Consider the following 11,259-nt stretch of genomic DNA (forward strand, 5'->3'; position numbering starts at 1 on the left):
AAGTATTCACTCCTCTTTGTTGTGTATTTTTGGTGGTACTTAAATATTCGACATTTTGGGGTGAATTTCCTTTTTGAATAATAAAAAAGTTAGTAAAATCAATGATTATAAAATATGAAATTTACTCATAGATATATAATAAAATTAAAAATGGTTATTTTGATATAATTATACATTGTTAGTGGTATTATATAAAATAAATAGAAATGAGGAGTTTATAATGGACGATTTCAAGAATTGTACAAATGAAGAATTAATAGAAAACCATAACAGAGTAAAAAAGCTTTGCAAAGAAAAAGAACAACTTTTAATGTATTTATCTAACTGTGTAGCACAGGAAGTTAAAATGCAATTAGAGAGTCTTAGAAGTGAAAAATCTGAAATAGAAAATGAAATGTCTAAAAGAGGCATGGAATATAAAGAATAAATACAAGCTAGCTTGCTATAAGCGACACAGTTCAAAGTTGTGTCGCTTTTTTAATTATCCTTCAATAACTCTCAAAATCACTCCTTTCATAGTTATATTATACAATATAAAGGAATTTCTAAACAATTTGTAGAAGTGTGACTAATGTAATTAATTGAACTTAAAAATTATAATATTAAAGCGAGGTATTCATATGGAACGTAGAATTATTGTTATTGAAGATGACTTTTCAATAAATGATATATTAACTTTTGCACTACAAGAAGAAGGATATAAAGTTAAAAGTGCTTTTTCTTCAAAAGAAGGAAGAAATATAATAGAGGAATTTAATCCTGATTTAGTACTATTAGATATAAATTTACCAGATGAAAGTGGATTTGAACTTTGTAAATTTATAACATATACATATAAAATACCTATTCTCATGATTACTGCTAGGAATGATATGATGGATAAAATATTAGGTTTAGAACTTGGAGCAGATGATTACATAACTAAGCCTTTTCATATAAAAGAAGTAATGACTAGGGTAAAAGTTGCTTTGAGAAGGGTTAAAAAGTATAGTTCTATTGAAAAGGATAAAAATTTTATAGAAATAAATAAAGAAATAAAAATTAATTTAGAAAGTAGAATAGTTTTAAAAAATAATAAAGAAGTAAAATTAAAACCAAAAGAATATGATTTACTTGTATTTTTAGCTAAAAATAGAGATATAGTTTTTTCTAGAGAAAGTATATTAGATAAGGTTTGGGGAATGGATTATGATGGAGAAATGAGAACAGTTGATATACATGTAAGAAGACTTAGAGCAAAATTAGATTCTAATAATGGACAATCTATTATAGAAACAGTATTTGGTATAGGATATGTAATGAGGTGATATATTGAAAAATAGTATAAAGTTTAAATTTTCTTTAGGGTTGCTAATTATATATTTCATATCAGCAATAGGATTAAATATTTTAATTAGATTAGTATTTAAATCAAATATAGAAAATATCATTAAAAATTCAACTAAAGATATTATGAAAAATTCTAGAGAACATATAGAATATAAATTCACCATGGCAGAGTTACCTCTTAATGAAAATAGTTTAATAATAGAGTCTAACACTATATTAGATTATCTTCAGAAAGATTATAATTGTGATGGAGAAATAAGAAATAAAAATGGCGAAATTATTTGTAGAAATGTAGAAGGAAAATTTAAAAATATAGCAGATGAAAGTGTTAAAGAAGCTTTAAAGGGACAAGCATTAGCAAAGCTTAATTATATAAATAATGAGCTTTATGTTGTGTTTTCATTTCCTTTATATTATGAAAATAAGTCTATTGGAATTATCACTATAGTTAAAGATTATAGTGAATTATATAAATATAATAAAATTGCAATAAACTTAATTACTCTTATAGAAATACTAATTTTTATAATGATTTTTATAGTTTCTCTTATATTTACTAATAAAATAACAACTCCTATAACCAATTTAACTAAGGCAGTAAAAAATGTTTCTCAAGGTAATTATGAAAGCTATTTTGAGGTAAAAAGCAATGATGAAATAGGATTATTATCAATGGAATTTATAAATATGAGAAATAAAATAAAACATCAAATAGATACCATAAATAAAGAAAAGGAAAAGGTAATAAAATTAGAAAAAGGAAGGCGAGAATTTTTTAATAATGTAACACATGAATTAAAAACTCCTTTAACTGCTATTTCGGGATATGCTCAAATATTATTGGATGAAAATGTTAAGGATGAAAAATTCAAAATAAGGGCTTCAAATAGAATATATATGGAAAGTGAAAGGCTTCATGAATTAGTTTTAGATTTAATTAGTGTTTCTAAAGGATTATCTAATATAGAAGAAAACAAAGAAATTTTGGATATGAAAAAGCTTTTAACAGAAATTTGTGAAGACATGAAAATAAAAGCCAATAAATATAATTTAAAATTAATAAGTAATATAAATGAAGGTTATATCTATGGTCAAAGCAATAAAATAAGGCAACTGGTTATAAATATTTTAGATAATGCAATAAAATATTCTTGGGAAGGCGAAAAGATTTTTGTGAAGTCTCTTAATGAAGAAGGATTTTTTATATTGGAAGTATGTAATAAAGGCAATAAAATTCCAGAAGATATCTATAATAATATTTTTAATCCTTTTGTAAAATCTCCAGTATCTATGGAAAAGCATAGTAGGGGATTAGGATTATATATATGTACTGAGATATTAAAAGAACATAATGGAGAAATAAAAATAGAAAATGATAATTTAATTAAAATAACAATAAAAATACCCTACCATGGAAACAATTTGGAAACAACTTAGTTAAAAACAGAAATAATTAAAGTGTATATTAATAGTAATATAATTTTAGGAGGTAGGGACTATGAATATAAAAAGTCTAAAAAAATTTACTATTATAACTATGATGCTTTTTCTTATTTTTAATTTATCTGCATGTGGAAAGACTAAAAAAGATATAGTTATAAGTAAAGACGTAAAGGAAGAATTTAAAAGTCAAGATAAGGAAGATATAAGAATATCTAAAATTAATGATTTAAATACAGATGGCAAAAATCATGAACCGCTTTGTTGGAAAGACGATGAAAATTTTATAGCAATAGACATTTATAATAAATTTAAAAACTTTGATATTTATAATATAAACATAAAAACTTCTAAAGTAACCAAAGTAGACACACTTAAAGATATAGTATTATATACTCCAATGGCTTATGAAATAAATAATAATAAGCTTATATATTCAAATAATAATAAATTATATATTTATGATTTATTAAACAATAAGTCAAAAGAAATATGGGATTTAACTGAGGTAAAAGATGAAATAAGTAAGTATGGAGCTAGTATAAATTTCGTAAAAGGCAGTGATAAATATGTAAGTATAATTACCATGAAAAAGCAGGGTAAGGAATATTTTAGAAATATAAGAATATTAGATATGAGTACAGGAAAGGTAGTTAAAAGTAATGATTTGAAGATACCATTAGTGTATACATTTATGTATAGTAAAATAAAAGATGTTTTTTATACAGTAAAAATGAGAAATATATATGAGTATAAACTTAGTAATCCCAATGAACTAAAAAAAGTAGAGATTACAGATAAACATTGTTATGATGATTTTACAAATATATCTTCTGATGGACGATATATTTATTGTATAGTTATGAAAGATGCTAAAAATAAAACAAATGGCACCGATGAAATTTTTAAATATGATTTGGTGAATGATAAGTTTACTAGTATGCTTTCTGAAGAAGGAAAATATTCTTCTTTGGTAATTAATTCAAATACCAATAATATAGCTTATAGATATTCTAATGTAGATAATGACAAAAGCCATGTTTGTATTGGTAAAATTAAAGAAAATGGTATAAAAAATATTAAAAGAATACCTTCTGAAAAGGTAAAAGATTTAAGCTACGTTTTTGAAGACATTATGATGAATGAAGAAGGTAATAAATTTATATATAGACAAGTAAATAAAGATAAAAATGATTCAAGAAGTACTTTATTAAAAGCATATAAAATTGAATAATTGTAGATGAACTTAATTCATGGTGATTTTATTATCAAAATGTATTTTAATTATTATAATAGGATACAAACATCTAACTAAAAATTTAGAATACTCTTTCATTAGTGTGCTGTTAAGAGTAAAATGTATATAGATACATGTTATAAAAGGAGGTTTACCATGGACAAGAAAATTAATACACTGTATTTTAGTGCAACAAATACAACTAAAAAAGTAGTGTCTGGAATAGCAAATAAGCTTTCAGAGAATATGAAAAGTGAAATAACTAATAATATTGATTTTACATTACCAAAAGTCAGAGAAAATTCTGTGGCATTTACAGAAGAAGATATTGTTATTGTAGGGGTTCCTGTTTATGCAGGTAGAGTTCCTAATGTATTATTAAAATATTTAAATTCCATTGAAGGTAATGGTGCATTAGCAGTTGCAGTGGTACTTTACGGAAATAGAAATTATGATGACGCCTTAATAGAATTAAAAGATATTCTTGAAGATAGAGGATTTAATGTAATTTCTGCAGGAGCATTTATAGGAGAACATTCCTTCTCTAAAATACTTGCTCAAAATAGACCAGACGATAAAGACATGGCTATAGTAGAAGAATTTGCAGATAAAATTTATAACAAATTATCAAAAGGAGACAAGCTTTATCCAATAGAAGTAAAAGGCTGCAAACCCTATAGAAATTATTATAGACCTAAAAACAAAGAGGGTATTCCTGTTGATATTAGAAAGGTTAAACCAAAGACAAATAGCAATTGTAATGATTGCAAAATTTGTGCAAGGGTCTGTCCTATGGGATCAATTGACTTTGAAGATGTAACAAGGTTTAATGGAATTTGCATTAAATGTGGTGCTTGTATAAAGAAATGTCCAAACAATGCAAAATATTATGATGATGAAAACTATTTAAGACATAAACATGAATTAGAAGATGAACTTACTTATAGAAGGGAACCAGAATTGTTTATTTAGTTCAAATAATTTTATAAACAAAAGTAAAGGGAAGGTAGAATAATCTATCTTCCCTATTTTTTGCTTAAAAGTAAATAGTGTTTATCATGTGTAAATGTATTAGTTACTGCTATAAAAAACATAAATCTATAAATTAAAAACATAAAGTAAGGTTTTTAAAGATAAGTATAATACTTATATACTTATCTTTAAAAAATGATGTTTACGTGTAATCCAAGATTTTTCATAAGGAATATTTAAAGCTTCAAAAGAATGTTGGGAAACCAAAGGTTCTCCATTAAAAAAAGAAGTTATAATAGCTGAGTGAAAAACAACTCCATCATTACCTTCGTAACATATTAAATCTCCTACGTCTAATAAGCTTTTATCGTAAACTTCCAATCCCTTTACATAAGGGGATTTTTTTTCTTGATTAGTTTTTAAGTAATAATATAGAGAATTTGCTACAGCCCAAGGTATAGACCAGGTATCATCCATTACATTGGGGGTACCTTTATTGTTGTACCACCAAGGATGTGAATTGTTATATTGCATTTTAGCACCACCTGCTAATAAACATTGTGATATAAAATTAGTACAATCACCACTAGAATTATTAATTACAGGAAAATATCTAAAAGCAGGATTAGGGCTTAAAGCATAGGTTGTAGCATATCTTACTGCATCAACTCTTGAGTAACCATTTTGTCGCCAACGCATTTTATCTAGCTCCTTTAATTATTTATATTTAATATAATATGATACTTGGCATATAATTGTTATATTGTTAATGTTTTTCGTGATTTACTTTTAAACTTTAAACAATCTATTATATAATGAGTGTATATTAGTCAAAGATTTGATACATAAGTAACTGATTTATGAAAGAAATATAAATTAGGAGTAGGTGACTGTATGAAAAAAATTTTATTAGTAGAGGACAATGAATCTTTAAATAGGGGTATTTCTTTTAAGTTATCAAGAGAAGGAATGAAGGTATTTTGTGCTAAAAACATAAAAGAAGCTAAAGATATATTAGATAAAGAACAAATTCATCTTATTTTGCTAGATGTAGGTCTTCCAGATGGAAATGGATTTGATTTTTGCAAAGAAATTAGGAAGAAAAGTGATGTACTTATTATATTTTTAACTGCTTGTGATGAAGAAGTAGATATAGTTACAGGTCTTGATATGGGAGGAGATGACTATATTACAAAGCCTTTTAGTCTTATGATACTTTTGTCAAAGATAAATGCATTATTTAGAAGAAATTTAAAAGATAAAGAAAAGGATAAATTGATTTCAGGTGATATTATATTTTATCAAGGAGAGATGAAAATAACAAAAAATAATGAGGAAATATCTTTAAGTAAAACAGAATTAAAATTATTAAGATGTTTAATGATTAATGCAAAACAAGTTATAAGTAAAGAACAATTTCTAAATAAGTTATGGGATATAGATGGAGATTTTATAGATTCTAATACTGTAGCGGTAAATATAAAAAGGCTGAGAGAAAAAATTGAGGATGTACCTTCTAGTCCTAAATATATTAAAACCGTAAGAGGTATAGGATATACTTGGACAGAAGGATGTGTTAACCAATGATTCAATGTATAAAAACAGAACCTTTATTTAAGAAAATGTTAGCTTTACTATTAAGTAGTTTAGTTTTTATTACATTAATGTTTTTGTGTGTACAATATTATTTTTTAAATGAAATACATAAAAGTCAAATTGAATTAAATCAAAATATGGTAGGTAAATTAGTAAATATTTATCCAGAAAAAGAAATTGATATTGTAAAAAATGTATTAAATAAGAGAGATAAATCTTTTACAAAGTCTGGAGAAAATATATTAATAAAGTATGGATATGATAAACATACTAATGCTTTTGAAGATGATATTTTTCAAAAGCATATTTATAAATTTATAGGTTATAGTCTTGTATTTTTTGTAATAATTATAGGTATTAATTTACTTTTGTTTATCTATGGTATAAATCACTTTGAAAAAAGATTAGAAGTTTTTTCAAAGGCTTTAGATAATATAATGGATGGAAATTTTTCTAATGACATATTTGAAAATGAAGAAGGGTTAATTGCAAGATTGAAAACCCAGTTTCAACAAATGGAAAGAAGATTGCAATTGAGCATTGAAAACTTGGAAAAAGAAAAGGAAAGCATAAAGTCTTTAGTAACAGACATTTCACATCAATTAAAGACTCCTATAGCCTCGATAAAATTATTCAATTCTATTTTATTAGAAGATGATGTTACTTATGAAGAAAACAGAGAGTTTTTAAATAGAATAAAAGTAGATGTAAATAATCTTGAATGGTTGGTAAGTTCCCTAATAAAAATATCTAGATTGGAAATAGGAATAATACAAATAAAAATGGAACAGGAAAACATAAAGGAAACAATTATTAAGGCTGTAAATGCTGTACAAGCTAAAGCTAATGAGAAAAATATTTGTGTAACTATAGAAAATATTAGGGATTGTTATATTTATCATGATATTAAATGGACAAAAGAAGCTATATTTAATGTTTTAGAAAACGGGGTAAAGTATACAGAAAAAGGTGGACAAGTATCTATTAGTATGATTGAAATGGAATCTTGTATAAGGATAGATATTAAAGATAACGGCATAGGTATTCCAGAGGATGATGTAAATAATATTTTTAAAAGATTTTATAGAGGAAGTTTAAGTAAAGTAAAAGAATCAGAAGGATCAGGTATAGGTTTGTATCTTACAAGAAAAATATTTGAAAATCAAGGTGGAAGCATAATTGTAAGTTCTTCAAATGAAAAAGGAACGGAGTTTAGTCTATTCTTACAAAAGTGTTATAAAAGTTGAAAGAATTATGAAAGATAATAATGTTATCCTACAAATATAAAAGTAGGAGGTAGAATATATGGAAATATTAAAAACTAAATCATTAAAAAAGTACTATGGAGCAGGTGAAAGTTTAGTAAAAGCCTTAGATTCTATAGATTTATCAATAAATGAAGGAGAATTTACAGCTATAGTTGGAACTTCTGGTTCAGGTAAAAGTACTCTTTTGCATTTATTAGGGGGACTAGATAGACCAACAGAAGGAGAAGTAATTATTGAGGGAAAATCTATTTTTTCTATGAAAGATGATGAATTAGCTATTTTCAGAAGAAGAAAAATAGGCTTTGTATTTCAATCTTATAATTTAATTCCAGTACTAAATGTATGGGAAAATATAGTGCTTCCTATAGGATTAGATAATAAAAAAGTTGATGAAGATTATGTAAAAGAACTAATGGAAACATTGAATATTTATAACAAAAAAGATAATTTGCCTAACACTTTATCTGGAGGACAACAGCAAAGGGTAGCTATAGCAAGAGCATTATCTACCAGACCATCCATTGTATTAGCAGATGAACCTACAGGAAATTTGGATTCTAAAACTGGACAAGAAGTAATGAATTTATTAAAGGTATCTGTTAAAAAATATCATCAAACTTTAGTTATGATAACTCACAATGAAAAAATAGCTCAAATGGCAGATAGAATAATCAGAATAGAGGATGGAAAATTAATTGGAGGGTTTAAGAATGAATAGTTTAGCAAACCTTTCAAGGAAAAATTTAAAAGTTAATAAATCTAAAAATATATTAATTATAATAGCTATAATATTATCTACAGCATTGATAACCACAATAGGTATTTTATCTTATAGTATTCAACAAATGAATTTAAGACAGGTTATAGAGCAAACAGGAGTGGGACATGTAAGTTACAGAAATATAACCAATAAACAACTTGAAATACTTAAAAATAATAAGAAAGTTGATGTAGTACAAGAATATTTGTATTTAGGAGAAAACTATAATTATCCACCTTATTCTTTGGAACTTTGCTATTCAAATGAAGAAGCAGGCAATTATATAAGTTGTTTTAAATTAAAAAAAGGAAAGTGGCCTAAACATGAAAATGATATTGCTATGCCTAAATGGGTATTAGAAAAGATAGGAGTAAAACCTGAAATTGGACAAAAAGTTAATTTATCTTATATTAATGATAGAAATAAGCAATCAAAAGAAGGAAAAGGCGAGTTTGTAGTTTCTGGAATTTTAGATGATGGCGAGCTTGGAAAAAATGAATATTATAATGGTATTGCTATAGTTTCTAAAGATTATATTTTAAAAAATTTAAGCAATGATAATATTTTTAGACAAGCTTACGTACTAATAAAAGGTTTTAATGTTTCAAAAACTGCTTATGAAGTAGGACATAATATAGGAATTAATGATAAAAACATAAAATTGAATAAACAATACATTGCTGCTTCAGGTTTAGATATGGAATTTATGTTGCCAGGAATTATTGCAGCAGCTGTTGTAATATTTGCAACAATACTTGTAATATATAACATTTTTTATATTTCTATAAGTGAAAGGATAAAGCTATTTGGATTGCTTGCAGCTTTAGGAGCAACAAAAAAACAAATTAGAAAAGTGATATTTAAAGAAGGATTAATATTATCTTTAATAGGTATACCGGTGGGAATACTTTTAGGGCATATTTTAAGCTTTTCTATAATTCCTCTCATACATTTAAATGGAAAGTTAAAAATAGAATTTTCTCCTTATATAGTGGTTATATCAATAATAGTGAGCTTAATTACAGTAATAATTTCTCTTAGAAAACCTAGTAAAATTGCATCAAAAATAGCTCCTATAGAAGCAGTTAAATATACTGGTGTAAAAATTAACTCAAATAAAAAAGAAAGAAAGAGTAATGGAAAGGTAAAATTAAGCAAATTAGCATATTTAAATTTATGGCGAAATAAAAAAAGAACTATAATTACAATAATTTCAATGTCTCTTACAGGTATTTTATTTATGACGTTTTCAGTGTTATTTTCTAATATACAATCTTCACAAGATGATCATATAAGAGGAGATTTTGAATTGACTTCTAGCCACTTGAGAAAAGATGATGGAAGTGATCCATTAAATATTAATTTAATAAATAATATAAAGAATTTAAAAGGTATAAATAAAGTAGACGAGCTTAAGTACTTAACAGTTTGGATGGAAGATAAAAACATTATAAATAAATACAAAAGTAAATATAAAGATTTAGAATTAGGTAATGCAATAAATTGTGATTTTTTTGGATATACAGATTCCATGCTTAATGAATTAAATAAGTATGTTATAAAGGGTAAAATTATACCTAAAGATATTAAAGATAATAAAGTTATAATAGTATCTTCTTCAAGAGCAAGGGAATTAGGTATTAATTATAATATAGGAGATAAAATTCAATTAACATTTAAAAGTGGAAATAATGTACTAAAAAAAGAATTTACTGTAGCGGCTATAGTAAGGCAAAATACAAGATGGCTTGGATATTCTAATATTGGTCCTGAAATTATAACCCATGAAACTGTATTATCAAGAAATTTTAAAGATACTAGAATAGGAAGACTTTATATTAATGTAGATAGTAACAACTATGATGCAGTAAATACTAAATTAAAGAAATTAACAAAGGGCAATGATAAAATATCTTATTTTGAAGCCAAGGAATATAACCAAAAACAAGAAAGTGAACTAAGAGATATGAAAATTGTTTCTATAACTGCCTTATTTATTATAGGTTTAATAGGTATTTTAAATTCTATAAATACTATGGCAACTAGTATATTTTCTAGGAAAAAAGAATTAGGAATTATGCAAGCTGTGGGGCTTTCAAATTATCAATTAAGAAAACTTCTACAAATAGAAGGAATATATTACGCTATTATTAGCATAGTAATATCAGTTATAGGAGGAAATTTATTTAGTTATGTTTATTATTTAAATCAAAAAAGTAATTTCAACAGCACTATTCAATATAATTTTTTAATAAAAGAATCCTTAATGATAACAATAATTTTTTTATTAGTTCAAATAGGAATAACTTATGTTGCTGAAAAAAAGCTTAAACAGGATTATATAGTAGATAGAATTCGATTTAATGAATAATTTATAAAAATAAATTAACAAAATCTACGTAGATAACATTTGCAGATATCTAACTTTGAAAATATTTGTGGCAATATAATTGAATTTTATTTAGAATATAATAATTATCATTGATAAAGGAATTATATTCTAAAATGTAGAATACTACTTAGAATATATTTATAGGAGAGAGAGGAGATTTGCAAATGATAAAAGTAGTAGCAAAAAAATTTGTTAAACAAGATAAACTTGATGAGGTTATAAAATTATATGAAGAGTTAGTTGAAGCTTCAAGAAAAGAAGAAGG

At 25.0% G+C, this 11,259-nt stretch carries 10 protein-coding genes; 9 read left to right on the forward strand and 1 reads right to left on the reverse strand.

Features of this window, described 5'->3' with window-relative positions; all coding sequences use genetic code 11:
* The first annotated feature begins 220 nt into the window (after positions 1-220).
* From CLOACE_RS10800 to CLOACE_RS10820, 5 genes are all read left to right on the forward strand, one after another.
* Complete coding sequence (locus tag CLOACE_RS10800; protein WP_070111264.1) at positions 221-427, forward strand: hypothetical protein; 207 nt, start codon at positions 221-223, stop codon at positions 425-427.
* A 193-nt stretch (positions 428-620) separates the two neighbouring features.
* Entirely contained in the window at positions 621-1,307 is a 687-nt protein-coding gene (locus CLOACE_RS10805; RefSeq protein WP_070111265.1) for a response regulator transcription factor, read from the forward strand.
* Between the two features lie 4 nt (positions 1,308-1,311).
* Complete coding sequence (locus CLOACE_RS10810; RefSeq protein ID WP_070111266.1) at positions 1,312-2,766, forward strand: HAMP domain-containing sensor histidine kinase; 1,455 nt, start codon at positions 1,312-1,314, stop codon at positions 2,764-2,766.
* Positions 2,767-2,827: 61 nt separating this feature from the next.
* The gene (locus CLOACE_RS10815) at positions 2,828-4,003 is read left to right on the forward strand and encodes a hypothetical protein (RefSeq protein WP_070111267.1); all 1,176 of its coding nucleotides are present in this window, start codon (positions 2,828-2,830) and stop codon (positions 4,001-4,003) included.
* 159 nt (positions 4,004-4,162) lie between these two features.
* Positions 4,163-4,978 (forward strand): EFR1 family ferrodoxin, encoded by an 816-nt coding sequence (locus CLOACE_RS10820; RefSeq protein ID WP_070111268.1) that lies wholly within the window; start codon positions 4,163-4,165, stop codon positions 4,976-4,978.
* A gap of 174 nt (positions 4,979-5,152) precedes the next feature.
* Here the strand turns inward: CLOACE_RS10820 and CLOACE_RS10825 are convergent, their stop codons facing one another.
* Positions 5,153-5,677, reverse strand: coding sequence for an amidase domain-containing protein (locus CLOACE_RS10825; RefSeq protein ID WP_070111269.1), 525 nt, complete (start codon positions 5,675-5,677; stop codon positions 5,153-5,155).
* Between the two features lie 195 nt (positions 5,678-5,872).
* On the opposite strand from CLOACE_RS10825, the gene CLOACE_RS10830 reads away from it, so the two are divergent.
* Genes CLOACE_RS10830 through CLOACE_RS10845 form a run of 4 tightly spaced genes read left to right on the forward strand, consistent with a single transcriptional unit; the run spans position 5,873 to position 10,973 of the window.
* Complete coding sequence (locus CLOACE_RS10830) at positions 5,873-6,565, forward strand: response regulator transcription factor (RefSeq protein ID WP_070111270.1); 693 nt, start codon at positions 5,873-5,875, stop codon at positions 6,563-6,565.
* The gene (locus CLOACE_RS10835; RefSeq protein ID WP_070111271.1) at positions 6,562-7,821 is read left to right on the forward strand and encodes a sensor histidine kinase; all 1,260 of its coding nucleotides are present in this window, start codon (positions 6,562-6,564) and stop codon (positions 7,819-7,821) included. Before CLOACE_RS10830 ends, CLOACE_RS10835 begins: the two co-directional genes overlap by 4 nt.
* A 58-nt stretch (positions 7,822-7,879) precedes the next feature.
* The gene (locus CLOACE_RS10840) at positions 7,880-8,560 is read left to right on the forward strand and encodes an ABC transporter ATP-binding protein (protein ID WP_070111272.1); all 681 of its coding nucleotides are present in this window, start codon (positions 7,880-7,882) and stop codon (positions 8,558-8,560) included.
* Positions 8,553-10,973: an FtsX-like permease family protein gene (locus tag CLOACE_RS10845; protein WP_070111273.1), complete on the forward strand. Its 2,421-nt coding sequence runs from the start codon at positions 8,553-8,555 to the stop codon at positions 10,971-10,973. The genes CLOACE_RS10840 and CLOACE_RS10845 overlap by 8 nt, the downstream gene beginning before the upstream one ends.
* Positions 10,974-11,259 lie beyond the last annotated feature (286 nt).

Source organism: Clostridium acetireducens DSM 10703 (assembly GCF_001758365.1).
Lineage (GTDB): Bacteria > Bacillota > Clostridia > Clostridiales > Clostridiaceae > Clostridium_C > Clostridium_C acetireducens.

Coding starts and splice junctions, on each gene's coding strand:
- CLOACE_RS10820 (WP_070111268.1), top strand. CDS start 4,163: ATGGACAAGAAAATTAATACACTGTATTTTAGTGCAACAAATACAACT.
- CLOACE_RS10800 (WP_070111264.1), top strand. CDS start 221: ATGGACGATTTCAAGAATTGTACAAATGAAGAATTAATAGAAAACCAT.
- CLOACE_RS10815 (WP_070111267.1), top strand. CDS start 2,828: ATGAATATAAAAAGTCTAAAAAAATTTACTATTATAACTATGATGCTT.
- CLOACE_RS10835 (WP_070111271.1), top strand. CDS start 6,562: ATGATTCAATGTATAAAAACAGAACCTTTATTTAAGAAAATGTTAGCT.
- CLOACE_RS10840 (WP_070111272.1), top strand. CDS start 7,880: ATGGAAATATTAAAAACTAAATCATTAAAAAAGTACTATGGAGCAGGT.
- CLOACE_RS10825 (WP_070111269.1), bottom strand. CDS start 5,677: ATGCGTTGGCGACAAAATGGTTACTCAAGAGTTGATGCAGTAAGATAT.
- CLOACE_RS10830 (WP_070111270.1), top strand. CDS start 5,873: ATGAAAAAAATTTTATTAGTAGAGGACAATGAATCTTTAAATAGGGGT.
- CLOACE_RS10845 (WP_070111273.1), top strand. CDS start 8,553: ATGAATAGTTTAGCAAACCTTTCAAGGAAAAATTTAAAAGTTAATAAA.
- CLOACE_RS10805 (WP_070111265.1), top strand. CDS start 621: ATGGAACGTAGAATTATTGTTATTGAAGATGACTTTTCAATAAATGAT.